The organism is Pseudomonas sp. N-1-13 (genome assembly GCF_057787095.1).
The window spans coordinates 115510-131844 of the sequence record NZ_JBYNRI010000001.1; the positions used below are offsets into that span (position 1 = coordinate 115510).

Here is a 16335-nt window from a genome sequence, read left to right on the forward strand (position 1 = left end):
GCCCCTCAATCCGGAATCGGCAGGTTCAAGCTCTCCTTCACTTCTTCCATCACGATGTAGCTCTTGGATTCGCGCACGTGGGGCAGCTTGAGCAGGATGTCGCCCAGCAGCTTGCGGTACGAAGCCATCTCGGAAATCCGCGCTTTCACCAGATAGTCAAAGTCGCCTGACACCAGATGGCATTCGAGCACGTGAGGCAATTTCAGCACCGCGCGCCGGAATTCTTCAAAGGTGTCGCCGGATTTGTAGTCGAGGCTGATTTCGACGAACACCAGCAGACTTCCCTTCAGATGCTGCGGATTGAGCCGGGCGTTGTAGCCCATGATGATTCCCTCGCGCTCCAGGCGACGAACCCGCTCGGTGCAGGGCGTGGTGGAGAGGCCGACCTTTTCCCCAAGCTCCGTAAAGGAAATCCGTCCATCCGCCTGGAGGATGCGCAGGATGTTGCGGTCGATCTTGTCCAGCTCACGTTTGGTCTGAGTGTTGGTCCGCACAGGTGATGCTCCTCCATGAAAAGGGTTTTTGCCGAGAATTCTCGCCAAATATAGGCATTTATATAGTGAAAAGCACTGCCTGATCTTTTCTAAACTGCGCACATTACGGTCTGTACAACAAAACGTCAGCGGTTATCCGCGATGAGGGCTTCAACATGCGCGTTCTGGTTTTAGGTAGCGGCGTCATCGGTACCGTCAGTGCTTACTACCTGGCCCGTGCCGGGTTTGAAGTCGTGGTGGTTGATCGTCAGCCGGCGCCAGCCATGGAAACCAGTTTTGCCAATGCCGGCCAGGTGTCGCCGGGTTATGCCTCGCCGTGGGCCGCACCAGGTGTGCCACTCAAGGCCATCAAGTGGCTGTTGCAGCGCCACGCACCGCTGGCGATCAAAGCCACCGCCGACATCGACCAGTACCTGTGGATGGCGCAGATGCTGCGTAACTGCACCGCCAATCGTTATGCCGTGAACAAGGAGCGCATGGTGCGCCTGTCCGAGTACAGCCGCGACTGCCTCGACGAACTGCGCGCCGAAACCGGGATTGCCTACGAAGGCCGCAGTCTGGGGACCACTCAATTGTTCCGTACCCAGGCTCAGGTTGATGGTGCGGCCAAAGACATCGCCGTGCTGAAAGAGTCCGGTGTGCCCTTTGAAGTGCTGGACCGTGAAGGCATTGCCCGCGTCGAGCCGGCGTTGGCCAATGTCACCGACATCCTGGCGGGTGCCTTGCGTCTGCCCAATGACCAGACTGGCGACTGTCAGATGTTTACCACGCGCCTGGCGCAAATGGCTGTAAAACTAGGTGTGGAATTCCGCTTTGGCCAGGACATCCAGCGCCTGGACTACGCCGGTGATCGCATCAACGGCGTCTGGATCGATGGCAAGCTGGAAACCGCTGACCGCTACGTCCTGGCCCTGGGCAGTTATTCACCGCAATTGCTCAAACCGCTGGGCATTCGTGCGCCGGTGTATCCGCTCAAGGGTTATTCCCTGACGGTGCCGATCACCAATCCGGCGATGGCTCCGACCTCGACCATTCTCGACGAAACCTACAAGGTCGCGATTACCCGGTTCGATAACCGCATCCGTGTGGGCGGCATGGCGGAAATCGCCGGTTTTGACCTGTCTCTCAACCCGCGTCGGCGTGAAACCCTGGAGATGATCGTCAACGACCTTTATCCTCAGGGCGGCGATCTGGCCCAGGCCAGTTTCTGGACCGGTCTGCGTCCGACCACTCCGGATGGCACGCCGATCGTGGGCGCCACCCCGTTCAAGAACCTGTTCCTGAACACCGGCCACGGCACCCTCGGTTGGACCATGGCCTGTGGTTCCGGGCGCTTGCTGGCGGACCTGATGGCGAAGAAAAAACCACAGATCAGCGCCGAAGGCCTCGATATTTCCCGTTATGGCAGTAAACACCAGGAGTCTGCAAAACATGTCAATCCAGCGCCAGCTCACCAATGACCGCATGAGTCAGGTCGTCCTGCACAACGGCACTGTTTACCTAGCCGGGCAGGTTGGCGACGACATGAGTGCCGGTATCGAACAGCAGACCCGTGAAACCCTGGCCAATATCGAGCGTTTGCTGGACCTGGCCGGGACCGACAAAAATCATCTGTTGTCGGTGACGATTTACCTGAAAGACATCGACGCCCATTTCGAAGGCATGAACGCGATCTGGGACAAATGGCTGCCCAAGGGCGTCGCGCCGGCCCGGGCCACTGTGCAAGCCAAACTGTGCGAACCGGAAATCCTGGTGGAGCTGTCCGTCGTGGCAGCGCTGCCCTAAACCCGGAAAACGATCCCTCTTGCGGTGCTGTTGGTGGTTCATGCCGTCAGCCAGCGCCGTTTTTTTTACCTAGTCCGCCTAGAAGCCTGCCGCCATGCGTCCTGCCCGTGCTCTGATCGACCTTCAAGCCTTACGTCACAACTACCAATTGGCCCGCGAAGTGACGGGGGCCAAAGCTCTTGCGGTGATCAAGGCCGATGCCTATGGGCACGGCGCAGTGCGCTGCGCCGAGGCTTTGCAGGACATGGCCGATGGGTTTGCCGTGGCTTGCATCGAAGAAGCGCTGGAACTGCGGGCCGGCGGGATTCGTGGGCCGGTCTTGCTGCTGGAAGGATTCTTCGAGGCCGATGAACTGTCGCTGATCGTCGAACACGATTTCTGGTGTGTGGTGCATTCGTTGTGGCAGCTCGAAGCGATTGAAAACGCGACCTTGAGCAAGCCGATTACGGTCTGGCTCAAGCTCGACTCGGGGATGCATCGGGTGGGGCTGCATCCGGCGGATTATCAGGCGGCCTATCGTCGACTGCTGGCCAGCGGCAAGGTGGCGAAGATCGTGTTGATGAGCCATTTCGCCCGCGCCGATGAACTGCACGATCCCAGCAGCACCGAGCAACTGGCCGTGTTCGAGGCGGCCCGCCAGGGGCTGGCGGCGCAGATCAGTTTGCGCAACTCCCCGGCAGTGCTGGGTTGGCCGCAGATACCAAGCGACTGGGTGCGGCCAGGCATCATGCTGTACGGTGCGACCCCCTTCGAGGAAGCCAACGCCGTCGCTGCGCGGCTGCAGCCGGTCATGACTCTGGAGTCCAAGATCATCAGCGTGCGTGAATTGCCCGCCGGCGAGCCGGTGGGGTATGGCGCCCGTTTTGTCACCGCGCAACCGACGCGGGTCGGCGTGGTTGCCATGGGATACGCCGACGGTTACCCGCGCCAGGCGCCGAACGGTACGCCGGTGCTGGTGCACGGGCAGCCTAGTCAACTGGTCGGTCGGGTCTCCATGGACATGCTGTGTGTCGACTTGACGAATATCCCCAACGCCGGGCTCGGTTCGACCGTGGAGCTGTGGGGCAAGACTATCCTGGCCAGTGATGTCGCGAAGGCGGCCGGCACGATTCCTTATCAGATTTTCTGCAACCTGCGCCGGGTTCCACGGCTCTATTCCGGGGGCTGACGCAAAGCGCAATCTACCGAAAGTCGCTTCACCGCACGGGATTGAGGTCAAAGTGTTGTAAATACTGAACGCTGTCGCCATGATAACGCTCACTTTCCACACAACCTGATTCCCTGGAGGCTCCAGCATTGGACGTCGGTGAACGACTGCAATCCATTCGTAAACTCAAAGGCCTTTCCCAGCGTGAACTCGCCAAGCGCGCGGGCGTCACCAACAGCACCATTTCGATGATCGAGAAAAACAGCGTCAGCCCCTCGATCAGCTCGCTGCGTAAGGTCCTTGGCGGGATTCCCATGTCCATGGTCGAGTTTTTCTCCGAAGAAATTCTGCAGGAGAAACCGACTCAGATCGTCTACAAAGCCAATGAACTGATCGACATTTCCGACGGTGCCGTCACCATGAAACTGGTGGGCCGGGCGCACCCCAGCCGGGCGATTGCCTTTCTCAACGAGATCTACCCACCTGGCGCCGATACCGGTGACGAGATGCTTACCCATGAGGGCGAAGAGACCGGGATTCTGGTGGAAGGGCGGCTGGAGTTGGTGGTCGGCGCCGAAACCTTCGTACTCGAAGCGGGCGATAGCTACTATTTCGAGAGCACCAAGCCACACCGTTTCCGTAATCCGTTCGATGCGCCGGCGCGACTGATCAGCGCAGCCACACCGGCCAATTTCTAGGAAAAGAGGCGCCGTGCCCGGACGGCAAAGGCGCCCGAAGGATGAGCTGTCATGACAAACAAGACCCTTGCGACTTTGGGGTTGTTTCAGTGTGACGGCCTTCCCGCTATACTTGCGCCCGCCTGCAAACCGTGGCCGCAGGCGTGACTAGCCACCATTGAGGGTGTACGCGTGAATCTAATTATGAAAATGCTGGCTGCACCAGCAACCGTATTGGCCCTATGGGCAGCCAGTGTCCAAGCAGCGCCCAACGACGAAATCGCCAAGCGCCTTGAACCGGTCGGCCAGGTCTGCGTTCAGGGGCAGGAATGCAAGGGCATGGAGGTCGTGGCTTCGGCTGGCGGCGGTGGAGCCAAGACGCCGAAGGATGTTATTGCAAAACACTGCAATGCTTGCCACGGTACCGGCCTGCTGGGCGCTCCGAAAATCGGCGACACGGCTGCCTGGAAAGAGCGCGCCGATCATCAGGGCGGCCTCGACGGCATCCTGGCCAAGGCGATCACTGGCATCAACGCCATGCCGCCTAAAGGCACCTGCGCCGATTGCTCGGATGAAGAGCTCATGGGCGCGATCAAAGAGATGTCGGGTCTGTAATAGCCAGCATCTTCCACAAGAAAGCCGCTTACGAGCGGCTTTTTTGTGCCCGGTGGTTTTACAAAGGCTGTTCATCGCAACCAAGACCCGGCAAGCTCGGTCCAACCCACATTCATGGAATGTCCCGGAGGGTCGGATGGTGCAGTTGTGTTCAATCGAACAGGCGGTGGATGACGTACTCGCGCGCCTGCCAGCGCACATTCATCTGGGGATGCCCCTGGGGTTGGGCAAACCCAATCTGTTCGCCAACGCCCTGTACCGGCGTATCGCGCAACTGCCTGAGCGACAACTGACCATCTACACCGCTCTGAGCCTGGGCCGACCCAATCTGGGCGATGGTTTGCAGAAGCGCTTTCTCGAGCCCTTTATCGAACGGGTCTTTGGCGATTATCCGGAACTGGATTACCTGGCCGATCTGCACCGTGACAGCCTGCCGGCCAACATCCACGTCCAGCAATTCTTCCTGCAACCGGGCAGCCTGTTGCACAGCGAGTCGGCCCAGCAGGATTACGTCAGCAGCAACTACAGCCACGCCGCGCGGGACATCAATGCCGCTGGCTTGAACCTGATCGCGCAACTGGTGGCCAGTGATGCGCAGCATCCTGACCGCCTGAGCTTGAGTTGCAACCCGGACATCACCCTCGACCTGCTGCCGATGGTCACCAAGCGGCGTGCGGCGGGGGAGACCATCCTCATGGTGGGCCAGGTTCACAGTGATCTGCCCTACATGCCCGGTGATGCGGAAGTCGGCATCGACACGTTCGACCTGTTGATCGACGAAAAGGACAGCCACACGCTGTTTTCCACGCCGAACATGCCGGTGGGGTTTCAGGATCATATGATCGGCCTGCACGCCAGTGCCCTGGTGCGTGACGGCGGTACGTTGCAGATCGGCATCGGCTCCATGGGCGATGCGTTGACGGCGGCACTGCTGGCGCGTCAAGCCGACAATGCCGCTTACCAGGCGTTGCTGGCGGAGCTGAATCTCAGCCAGTGGGCGCAGTTGATCGAGCGTGAGGGCGGGGTCGAACCCTTTGCCAAAGGGTTGTACGGTTGCAGCGAAATGTTCGTCAACGGCTTGCTGGTGCTGGCAGAGGCCGGAATTATCCGGCGCAAGGTCTATCCCGACGAGCCGACCCAGGAACGAGCCAACGCCGGCACCCTCGACGAGGCGGCGCAACCCGATGGCATCTGCATCCATGGCGGATTCTTCCTCGGCCCTCGCAGTTTTTACGAACGCTTGCGCGAGTTGCCCCAGAGTCGGCGCCTCGAATTCAACATGACCCGCATCAGTTACATCAACGAGCTGTACGGCCAGGAAAGACTCAAGCGCCTGCAGCGACTCGATGCACGTTTTATCAACACGGTTTTCACCATGACCTTGCTGGGCGCCGGGGTGGCGGACCAACTGGAAGATGGTCGCGTACTCAGCGGCGTCGGCGGGCAGTACAACTTCGTTGCCCAGGGCCATGCGCTGGAGGGCGGGCGCTCCATTCTGCTTCTGCGCAGTTGGCGCGAGGCGGGGGGCGAGATCAGTTCGAACATCGTCTGGGAATACGGCCATTGCACCATTCCCCGACACTTGCGAGACATCGTGGTGACTGAATACGGTATCGCTGACCTGCGGGGCAAGACTGATGCCGCGGTGATCGAGGCGCTGCTGAACATCAGCGACTCACGCTTCCAGCCGGAGCTGATCGAGCAGGCGCAAAATGCCGGCAAGTTGCCGAAGGATTTTCGCCTCGATCCGCGCTTCGCCGAGAACACCTCGGAACGCTTGCAGGCCATCCAGGCACGGCATCCTAATTTGTTCCCGGAGTATCCGCTGGGCAGCGATTTCGACGGGGTGGAGCGGGACCTGTTGCGGGCGCTGAACTGGCTCAAGAGCAAGTTCAAACTCACCGAAATGCTGGAGCTGGGCAAGGCTGCGCTGGATGCGCCGCCGCCGTCGGAGTTTCCCGAGCATTTGGAGCGGATGCAGTTGGCGAGCCCCGAAGGGCTGAAAGAAGAGCTGGGTCAGCGCTTGTTGCTCGCTGGTCTCAAGATCACCGCGCCTTAACGGCCACTTCAAAGCCCCTGTGGGAGCGAGCCTGCTCGCGATAGCGGACTGTCAGTCAACATTGGTGTTGGATGTGCCGGCCTCATCGCGAGCAGGCTCGCTCCCACAGGGATGCAGGGCGATTATTCGATAAAGGTCACGACACCACCGGCCAGCGATTGCACCCGGGCCAACGATTCAACGCGATAGCCTTGGGCATCCAGCTCCGCACGTCCACCCTGGAACGATTTCTCGATCACGATCCCCAAGCCTGCCACGGTGGCGCCGGCCTGCTTGATGATGGAGATCAGTGCCTGGGAGGCCTTGCCGTTGGCCAGGAAGTCATCAATGATCAGTACCCGGTCGCTGCTGGTCAGGTGGCGCGGGCTGATGGCCACGGTGCTTTCGGTCTTTTTGGTGAACGAATACACGGTCGCGGACAACAGGTTCTCCGTCAGGGTCAGAGAGTGTTGCTTGCGGGCGAAAATCACCGGAACGCCCAGGTTCAGGCCGGTCATGATCGCCGGGGCAATGCCCGAGGCTTCGATGGTAACGATTTTAGTGATGCCCGAGTCCTTGAACAGCGCGGCAAATTCGTCGCCGATCAGCTTCATCAATTGCGGGTCGATCTGGTGGTTCAGAAAAGCATCGACTTTCAGAACCTGATCGGAAAGTACGATGCCGTGTTCACGAATTTTCTGGTGCAGGGCTTCCATCAAGCCTCCTTTAATGACGCCTTCGGCGCCCCTGGATTTGGTAAAAAGTTCGGTAAAAAGTAGTCGATTCTAGCGCTTGAGCATCGCTCGTATATCGGCCAGGGCGCTATTGCCGCGAACGGCCTTGACCTCGGTCGGTGTGTCGTCATTGCCTTCCCAGGCCAAGTCGTCCGGCGGCAGCTCATCGAGGAAGCGGCTCGGGGCGCAGTCGATCACCTCGCCGTATTGCTTGCGTTTGGCGGCGAAGGTAAAGGCCAGCGTCTGACGTGCGCGGGTAATACCGACGTAGGCCAGGCGCCGTTCTTCTTCGATGGTGTCGGCTTCGATGCTGGAGCGGTGGGGCAGGATTTCTTCTTCCATGCCCATGATGAACACGTAGGGGAATTCCAGGCCCTTGGAGGCGTGAAGGGTCATCATCTGCACGCCTTCGGCGCCGTCTTCCTCTTCCTGCTGGCGTTCGAGCATGTCTCGCAGCACGAGTTTGCCGATGGCGTCCTCGACGGTCATGTCGCCGTCTTCGTCCTTTTCCAGGGTGTTTTTCAACGCCTCGATCAAGAACCAGACGTTGCCCATGCGGTAGTCCGCGGCCTTGTCACTGGAGCTGTTGGTACGCAGCCAGTTCTCGTAGTCGATGTCCATGACCATGCTGCGCAGCGCCGAGATCGGGTCTTCGCCGGCGCACTGTTCGCGCACCTTGTCCATGAAGCGCTTGAAGCGCGCCAGACGGTCGGTGAAGCGGCTGTCCAGATGCTCGCCCAGGCCGATTTCGTCGGTGGCGGCGTACATCGAGATCTTGCGCTCGGTGGCGTAGTTGCCGAGTTTTTCCAGAGTGGTCGAGCCGATTTCCCGGCGCGGGACGTTGATCACTCGCAAGAAGGCGTTGTCGTCGTCCGGGTTCACGATCAGGCGGAAATAAGCCATCAGGTCCTTCACTTCCTGACGGCCGAAGAAGCTGTTGCCCCCCGACAGGCGATAGGGGATCTGGTGATGCTGCAATTTCAGCTCGATCAGCTTGGCCTGGTAGTTACCGCGATACAGGATGGCGAAGTCGCTGTACGGTCGGTCGGTGCGCAGGTGCAGGCTGAGGATTTCCATGGCCACGCGCTCGGCTTCGGCGTCTTCGTTGCGGCAGCGAATCACGCGGATCTCGTCGCCGTGGCCCATCTCGCTCCACAGTTGCTTTTCGAACTCGTGGGGGTTGTTGGAGATCAGCACGTTGGCGCAGCGCAGGATGCGGCTGGTGGAGCGGTAGTTCTGCTCCAGCATCACCACTTTGAGCGACGGGTAGTCTTCCTTGAGCAACATCAGGTTTTCCGGCCGCGCACCACGCCAGGCGTAGATCGACTGGTCGTCGTCGCCCACCACGGTGAACTGGTTGCGGATGCCGATCAGCAGCTTCACCAGCAGATACTGGCTGGCATTGGTGTCCTGGTATTCATCCACCAGCAGGTAGCGGACCTTGTTCTGCCATTTCTCGAGGATGTCGGCGTGGTCCTGGAACAGCTTGACCGGCAGCAGGATCAGGTCGTCGAAGTCCACCGCGTTGAACGCCTTGAGCGTGCGCTGGTAATGGGCGTACACGATGGCGGCGGTCTGTTCCTTGGGATTGCGGGCGTTTTCCAGGGCTTGGGGCGGCAGGATCAGGTCGTTTTTCCAGGCGCCGATCATGTTCTTGATCTCGTCCACGCCGTCGTCGCCCGAATATTCCTTTTGCATGATGTCGGTCATCAGCGCCTTGACATCGGTCTCGTCGAAAATCGAGAAACCCGGCTTGTAGCCCAGCCGTGCATGTTCCTTGCGGATGATGTTCAGGCCCAGGTTGTGGAAAGTGCAGACCGTCAGGCCGCGGCCTTCACCAGCGCGCAGCAGGCCGCCAACCCGCTCTTTCATTTCCCGGGCGGCTTTGTTGGTGAAGGTCATGGCGACGATGTACTGGGCGCGGATACCGCAGTTCTGGATCAGGTGCGCGATCTTGCGGGTGATCACACTGGTCTTGCCGGAGCCTGCACCGGCGAGCACCAAAAGAGGGCCGCCGACATAGTTCACGGCTTCTTGCTGCCGGGGATTGAGTCGGGACATGACAGGGTCAGGGAGTCGTTTGCGAAATGGGCCGGCATTTTAACAGGCTCACAGAATTGTGCTGCTCTGTCCGACTTGTGACGCAACACTGCATTGTCATTTGCCGCTTTTGTTACTTTCACGCAGGATGTGGGGCGAATGGGCGTCCAGCGTTCGGCTTCGAGGGTAAGAAAAGCCGTCTGAAGCAAGTGTTTGAGAACCATTGGCATTGGTCATTAGCGGTCAGCAGGTCATAATGCCCTGCGCCTATTACCTTGCAGAGTCTAGGGAGTCAGCTTGTCAACGTCTGTCGAACCCTTGCGTTTGCTGCTATTGGCCGAAGAGCCGGTATGGTCAGCGATTTTGCGCGAGTGCCTGGCCCCCATGGGGCCGTCGGTCGTGTTGATCAGTGCTCCGAGCTGGGAGTCGGTCAGCAGCCTGTTCGAAGACAACCACAACGCGGTGCTGTTGACCGTCGCGGCGTTGCAGCCGGCACCCGGTCGTTGCCGTTTGCCGACGGTCCTGTTGCTCGAGCACGAGCCCACCACTGCACCTGATGGTGTCAGCGATTGGCTGGTACGTGATGTGCTCGATGGCGCCACTCTGCGCCGTTGCCTGCGCCATGTGCGCGAGCGCGGAGTGCTGGAAAACACGCTGCAGCGGCTTGCCGAACAGGATCCGCTGACCGGCATCGCCAATCGCCAGGGCTTCCAGACCCTGCTGGCGGCGCGCCTGGCGGAAAACGAAGGCCGTGGCCTGGCGCTCGGGCATCTGGATCTGGATAACTTCCGTCATGCCAACGATGCCCTCGGCCACCAGGCCGGTGACCGTTTGATCCTGCAAGTAGTATCGAGGCTCAAAGGTTCGCTTGAAGCCGGCGATCAACTGGCGCGCTTGGGCAGCGACGAATTTGCGCTGCTGATCGACACCCGCCGGGCGCCTCAGCGGGCTGAGTGGATGGCCGAGCGCATCACCGAAGCCATGGCCGAACCTTATTGGGTCGATGGTGAAAGCCTGCTGATCGGTTGCAGCCTGGGGATCGCCCACGCTCGCGCCCAGGCCGGCGCGGACCCGCTGATGTGGCACGCCCATATCGCCATGCAGCAGGCCAAGAGCACCCAGGGCTGCACCTTTCATATCTTCAACGAACGCATCAATCGTAACGCCCGCAGCCTCGCCGACCTGGAGAGCGAGTTGCGTCGGGCGCTGCGGCGCGACGAGCTGGAGTTGCATTACCAACCCCGGCTGAGCCTCGATGGCGGCACCATCGTCGGCCTCGAAGCCCTGGTGCGCTGGCGTCATAACGAACGCGGGCTATTGCCTCCCAGTGAGTTCGTGCCACTGGCCGAACAGAGCGGGCTGATCGTACCGCTGGGCTACTGGGTGATTTCCCGGGCATTGCGGGACATGCAGGCGCTGCGTGAAAGGGGATTGGCGCCCCTGCACATGGCGGTCAACCTGTCGTTCCGGCAGTTCCAGGACAGCCAGTTGCTGCCGACCCTGAGCCGCCTGATCGCCGAACGCGGTGTCGAGGCGCAGTGGTTGGAATTCGAACTCACCGAAACCGCCGTCATGCGCCGCAGCGAACTGGTCAAGCAGACCATGGACGCCCTGGGTCGCCTGGGGGTGCGCTTTTCCCTGGACGATTTCGGCACCGGCTTCTCCTCGTTCGTGCACCTCAACAGCCTGCCCATCGCCTTGCTCAAGATCGACAAGAGCTTCGTGGGTGGCATGGAGCAGCGCGAGGAAAATCGCAAATTGGTCCATGCGATGATCAACCTGGCCCACAACCTCAACCTGGAAGTGGTGGCCGAGGGCGTGGAAACCCGGGAGCAACTGGATTTGCTGCGCGGTTACGGCTGCGACCAGGTGCAGGGCTTTTTGATCAGCAAGCCGTTGCCCCTGGCGGAACTGGTGGAATACCTGACGTTTGACGGCAGCCAGCAGTCGGTGCTGGAAATCGGCTGACACCAAGCCTTGTGGGAGCGAGCCTGCTCCCGCATGGGATTTCAGTCGGCCTGGACAGTTTCAAAGCCCTGGTGCCGCAGAGGCTCACTGCGGATCATTCGCTTCATCTTCCACTCAAATGCCAGGGTCAGGCTCACCGCCGCGCAGGCCAGACCAAGGGCCAGGCCCCACCAGACGCCGGTCGGGCCCCAGTGCAGATGGAAGGCCATCCACCATGCCGCCGGTGCGCCAATCAGCCAATAACAGCCCAGGCCCACCAGGAAGGTGGTCTTGGCGTCCTTGAGCCCACGGATACAGCCCATGGCAATGGTTTGCGCACCGTCGAACAGCTCGAACCACGCCGCTACCGCCAACAGGCTCACCGCCAGCTCGATTACTCCGCGAAACGCCGGATCGTCGTGGTCCAGGAACAAGCCGACCAATGGGTTTGGCAGCAACCAGAACACCATCGCGAACGCCAGCATGACCGCTGCGCCGAAGCCAATTCCGACCCGACCGGCCAGCCGTGCCATCAGCAGTTGCCCGGCGCCATAGTGCTGGCCGATGCGCATGGTGATCGCATATGACATTCCCGCCGGGACCATGAATGCCACCGAGACAATCTGCAGAGCGATCTGGTGCGCTGCCAATGGCGTGCTGCCCATGGTGCCGATGCACAGCGCGGCGAACGCGAACAGCCCGACTTCCACTGCGTAAGTGCCGCCAATGGGCAGACCCAGGCGCCACAGTTCCTTGAGGTACTGGCGATTGGGCCGCGACAGACCATTGAGCAACGGATAAGCGCGGTAGGCTTGATGCCGGTGAATATGCCAGGCCAGGGCCAGAGCCATGCAGTTGGCGACGATGGCCGTGACCAGGCCGATTCCCATCAGGCCCAGTTTTGGCAGGCCGAACATGCCGGTGATCAGTGCGTAATTGAGCAGGAAGTTGGCCACCGTGCCGCCGAGACTGATCACCATCACTGGGGTAGCCCGGCCAATGGCGCTGGTAAAGCCGCGCAGGGCCATGAAACTCAGATAGCCGGGCAGGGCGAATGGCAGCACCAGCAGGAACTGGCCGGCGGCCAGGACATTGGTTTCGGTCTGGCCGAACAGCAACAGTACCGGCTTGAGGTTCCACAACAGGAGCCCGGCCACCAACCCCATCAACCAGGCCAGCCACAACCCGGCCTGAGTCAGTCGGGTGGCGCCTTCGACATCACCGGCACCCTGCCGAATCGCCACCAACGTGCCCACCGCGGCGATCACACCGATGCAGAAAATCGACACGAATGAATAGGTCGCCGCTCCGAGCCCGCCGCCTGCCAGGGCCTCGGGACTCAGGCGCGCCATCATCAGGGTGTCGGTCAGGACCATCAGCATGTGCGCCAACTGCGAGGCAATCAACGGCCCTGCCAGCCGCAGGATAGCCCACAGTTCGATTCGCACCGGATGCCGCATGATCATCACACTCCATGTTCAAACAAGGCTGTAAAACGGCGATTCTCGGCGCTCTCAGCGGTTTGCACAAAAGGATAAAAGCGATCACTGGCATGATTAAAACTCATGCTGATAACTTTCTGATAGGGTGCGTAAATATCGCCATAGGAGCTTTTCCCGATGTCTCGTCGTCTCCCTCCTCTTTATGCGTTACGGGCATTCGAAGCGGCGGCGCGATACAGCTCGTTCACCCGGGCGGCCGAAGAACTATCGATTACTCAAAGTGCCGTCAGCCGGCATATTCGTACACTCGAAGAGCACTTTGCCTGTCGGCTGTTCCAGCGCAGTGGTCGCAACCTGCAGTTGACCGAAGCGGCGCGGTTGCTGCTACCGGGCGTGCGTGAGGGTTTCATGGCGCTGGAACGGGCCTGTCATACCTTGCACGGCGAAGATGGCATCCTGCGCATGAAGGCGCCGTCCACGCTGACCATGCGTTGGCTGTTGGCACGCCTGAGCCGCTTCCGGCATCTTCAGCCCGGCAATGAAGTGCAGCTGACCAGCGCCTGGATGGACGTCGATTCAGTGGACTTCAACACCGAGCCTTTCGATTGCGCGGTATTACTGGGCAACGGGCATTTTCCTAGCGACTGGGAGGCAAGCTTGCTGTTTCCCGAGGAGCTGATTCCGGTAGGCGCACCGAACCTGTTGAACGACCAGCCCTGGGATGTGGCGCGGTTGGCCAGCGCAGAATTGCTGCATCCCACGCCGGACCGTCGTGATTGGCGCAACTGGCTTTCGCGCATGGGTCTGTCCGATCAGGTCTCGCTCAAGGGCGGGCAGGTGTTCGATACGCTGGAACTGGGCATGATCGCCGCGGCGCGCGGCTACGGCGTGTCCATGGGTGATCTGTTGATGGTGGCCGAGGACGTGGCCCAAGGGCGCTTGAGTCTGCCATGGCCTACCGCCGTCGCCAGCGGCGAGCACTATTACCTCGTCTGGCCGAAAACCCGTCCAGGAGGTGAACGTTTGCGCCGTCTGAGCGATTTTCTCCAGGGCGAAGTGAAGGCCATGCAATTACCCGACGTAAAGCGTCTGGGCTGAATCGTTGAAGCGCCCGTGCTAGCCACTTGGCATTATTCCTTCCAAAGCGCTCAAGTATTCGGTTTCGCCGCCGAATGTGTGGGAGTAGTACTTTCGTATTAGAAAGGGACTGCCTACATATCACCCGAATAAAATTGCCGAGTGTGCGACGTGATCAGGATGATCCGGTCACTTGGCTAGGAGCCGTCATGTCTCAACCTCGTGCCCGAATCGCCTCACAGCTGGGCCTAGCCCTTGCCGTGATACTGGCGATCGTGATCTCCGGCAGCACCGTCTTTGCCCTGCGCTCGCTGGACTCCGCCAACCTCGCGACCCGTGAAGAACACCTGGCCAGCGAAGCGCGTCTGATGGCCGACCAGCTCAATACGTTCCATGGCACCCTGCGTGAAAGCACGCAGCGATTGAGCGGGCTGTTCGATAAACGCTTCAGCGCGGGGCTGAGCGTGCACCCGGATGAGCCGGTCGCGGTGGCAGGCGTGCAGGCTCCAACCCTGAGACTGGGCAGCGAAGTGCTGAACAACAACTTCAAGGAAGTTGATGAGTTCAGGCAGACGACCGCCGGAGTGGCGACAGTGTTCGTGCGTAGCGGCGACGATTTCATCCGCGTGAGCACTTCGTTGACCAAGCAGGACGGTTCGCGGGCGATCGGCACCTTGCTCGACCGTGCCGGCCCGGCTTATGCCCCGGTCATGAGTGGGCAGAGCTACATTGGTCGGGCCCTGCTTTTCGGGCGCTTCTACATGTCGCAGTACACCCCCGTACGCGATAGCAGCGGTAAGATCATTGCCGTGTTGTATGTGGGATTCGATTACACCGACGCACAGAACGCCCAGTTCGAGAACCTCAAGCGCTTCCGTATCGGTCAGACCGGTTCGCTGGCGGTACTGGATGAGCAAAACAAATGGTTGGTTCCGCCAGCGGGTGTGCAGGCGCTGGAGCAGGCGACCGGGACCATCAAGGAGTTGGTCAAGAAGCCAGGCAAAGGTGTGTTCTGGAGCGATACCGCTGAAGATTTCTACAGCGTTGCCGTGCCGTTCGAGGACGGTCCGTGGGCGGTGGTGGCGAGCATGCCGAAAGCCGAGATTCGCGCCGTGACCTGGAGTGTCGGTACGCAACTGGCTATCGGCAGCTTGCTGGCCATGTTGCTGGCCGTGGGCTCGGCGGTGTGGCTGCTGCGCAGCAAACTGGCCCCGCTGGGCGATCTGGTGCGCCAGGCCGAGGCGCTGGGCGCCGGCGACCTGAGCGTGCGTCTGAATGTGTCGAGCCACGACGAAATCGGTCAGTTGGCCCGTGCCTTCAACCAGATGAGCCAGGCCCTGTCGACCATGGTCGAACATATCCGCAAGGCCTCGCAAGAGGTCAACAGCCGCGCCCAGGCCCTGTCCGGGTTGTCCAGCGGGGCCTATGAGGGCATGGAGCAGCAGTCCGGCGAAATCACCAGCATGGCTGGCGCAGTGGAAGAGTTCAGCGCGACCTCGTTGAACATCGCCGATAACATGGGCAATACCGAACGCCTGGCCCAGGATAACGCCCAGCAAACCCGCATCGGTCGTACGTCGATGGATGAAGCATCCTCGTCGCTGGAGCAAATTGCTGGCGCACTGAACAGCACTGCCACGGTCATCAACACCTTGGGCCAGCGCTCCCAGGAAATCGGCGGCATCGTCGGGGTGATCACCTCGATCGCCGAGCAGACCAACCTGCTGGCGCTCAACGCGGCCATCGAAGCCGCCCGTGCGGGTGAGCAGGGTCGGGGCTTTGCCGTAGTGGCTGACGAAGTTCGTAGCCTGGCGTCCCGTACCCGTCAGGCCACTGACGAAATTTCCGGCATGATCAATAGCATCCAGCAGGAAACCGGTAACGCCATCAGTACGATGGAGAAAGGCAACTTGTTGATGCAAGAAGGCTTGTCGCGCAATGCCAATGTGGCCTCGGCCCTGGCGCGCATCGACGAGCAAAGCCGCTCGGCAGGCCAGCAATTCGCGGCGATCACCACCGCCACTCAGGAGCAAAGCAGCACCGCGACCCTGCTCAGCAGCAACCTGCAAAGCATCGCCATGGCCAACAGCGAACAGCGCGAAGTGGTCTCGAACCTGGCGATCACCGCCAAGGAACTGGAAAAACTGGCGCAGGACCTGCGCAAAGAGGTTGACCGGTTCCGCTGAGGCGTCCTGCAGACTCATCGCGAGCAAGTTCACCCCAGATCCCTCTGGGAGCGAGCTTGCTCGCGACAACAGTGGCATAGCCAACATCCCCGCCACTGACCCACCGCTATCGCGAGCAGGCTCGCTCCCACAGGGGCTTGGCGGCGAACGAAG

At 60.6% G+C, this 16335-nt stretch carries 13 protein-coding genes; 9 read left to right on the forward strand and 4 right to left on the reverse strand.

The genetic code is table 11. The features are described from left to right. Window positions 1–5: 5 nt before the first annotated feature. Window positions 6–494: an Lrp/AsnC ligand binding domain-containing protein gene (locus AC3I65_RS00515; RefSeq protein WP_003206849.1), complete on the reverse strand. Its 489-nt coding sequence runs from the start codon at window positions 492–494 to the stop codon at window positions 6–8. A 155-nt stretch (window positions 495–649) separates the two neighbouring features. On the opposite strand from AC3I65_RS00515, the gene dadA reads away from it, so the two are divergent. From dadA to AC3I65_RS00545, 6 genes are all read left to right on the forward strand, one after another. After that, window positions 650–1954: a D-amino acid dehydrogenase gene (dadA, locus tag AC3I65_RS00520; protein WP_047226153.1), complete on the forward strand. Its 1305-nt coding sequence runs from the start codon at window positions 650–652 to the stop codon at window positions 1952–1954. Beyond that, window positions 1926–2279, forward strand: coding sequence for a RidA family protein (locus AC3I65_RS00525; RefSeq protein ID WP_047226152.1), 354 nt, complete (start codon window positions 1926–1928; stop codon window positions 2277–2279). The genes dadA and AC3I65_RS00525 overlap by 29 nt, the downstream gene beginning before the upstream one ends. A 94-nt stretch (window positions 2280–2373) precedes the next feature. Continuing rightward, window positions 2374–3447, forward strand: coding sequence for an alanine racemase (gene alr / locus AC3I65_RS00530; RefSeq protein ID WP_288913048.1), 1074 nt, complete (start codon window positions 2374–2376; stop codon window positions 3445–3447). Window positions 3448–3575: 128 nt separating this feature from the next. Next, window positions 3576–4124, forward strand: coding sequence for a cupin domain-containing protein (locus tag AC3I65_RS00535; RefSeq protein ID WP_047226150.1), 549 nt, complete (start codon window positions 3576–3578; stop codon window positions 4122–4124). Window positions 4125–4307: 183 nt separating this feature from the next. Then, on the forward strand, window positions 4308–4718 hold the full coding sequence (locus AC3I65_RS00540; protein ID WP_047226149.1) for a c-type cytochrome: 411 nt from the start codon (window positions 4308–4310) through the stop codon (window positions 4716–4718). Between the two features lie 136 nt (window positions 4719–4854). Further along, a complete protein-coding gene (locus AC3I65_RS00545) occupies window positions 4855–6777 on the forward strand; it encodes an acetyl-CoA hydrolase/transferase C-terminal domain-containing protein (RefSeq protein WP_488523395.1) in 1923 nt (640 codons plus the stop codon). 122 nt (window positions 6778–6899) lie between these two features. On the opposite strand, the gene AC3I65_RS00550 is transcribed toward AC3I65_RS00545, so the two are convergent. Together AC3I65_RS00550 and rep are read right to left on the reverse strand one after the other, a co-directional pair. Beyond that, window positions 6900–7472 carry a xanthine phosphoribosyltransferase gene (locus AC3I65_RS00550; protein WP_047226147.1) on the reverse strand — a complete coding sequence of 191 codons (573 nt, stop codon included), beginning with the start codon at window positions 7470–7472 and terminating at the stop codon, window positions 6900–6902. Window positions 7473–7541: 69 nt separating this feature from the next. Then, the gene (gene rep, locus AC3I65_RS00555; RefSeq protein WP_047226146.1) at window positions 7542–9551 is read right to left on the reverse strand and encodes a DNA helicase Rep; all 2010 of its coding nucleotides are present in this window, start codon (window positions 9549–9551) and stop codon (window positions 7542–7544) included. A gap of 276 nt (window positions 9552–9827) precedes the next feature. Between rep and AC3I65_RS00560 the strand changes: the two genes are divergently transcribed. Next, window positions 9828–11498 (forward strand): putative bifunctional diguanylate cyclase/phosphodiesterase, encoded by a 1671-nt coding sequence (locus tag AC3I65_RS00560; protein WP_047226145.1) that lies wholly within the window; start codon window positions 9828–9830, stop codon window positions 11496–11498. Window positions 11499–11539: 41 nt separating this feature from the next. Here AC3I65_RS00560 and AC3I65_RS00565 read toward each other — a convergent pair whose 3' ends face one another. Next, window positions 11540–12937, reverse strand: coding sequence for a NorM family multidrug efflux MATE transporter (locus AC3I65_RS00565; RefSeq protein WP_047226196.1), 1398 nt, complete (start codon window positions 12935–12937; stop codon window positions 11540–11542). Between the two features lie 159 nt (window positions 12938–13096). Here AC3I65_RS00565 and AC3I65_RS00570 point away from each other — a divergent pair, with 159 nt between their 5' ends. Together AC3I65_RS00570 and AC3I65_RS00575 are read left to right on the forward strand one after the other, a co-directional pair. Next, the gene (locus AC3I65_RS00570; protein ID WP_047226144.1) at window positions 13097–14017 is read left to right on the forward strand and encodes a LysR substrate-binding domain-containing protein; all 921 of its coding nucleotides are present in this window, start codon (window positions 13097–13099) and stop codon (window positions 14015–14017) included. Between the two features lie 188 nt (window positions 14018–14205). Continuing rightward, window positions 14206–16182 carry a methyl-accepting chemotaxis protein gene (locus AC3I65_RS00575; RefSeq protein WP_047226143.1) on the forward strand — a complete coding sequence of 659 codons (1977 nt, stop codon included), beginning with the start codon at window positions 14206–14208 and terminating at the stop codon, window positions 16180–16182. The last annotated feature ends 153 nt before the right edge of the window (window positions 16183–16335 follow it).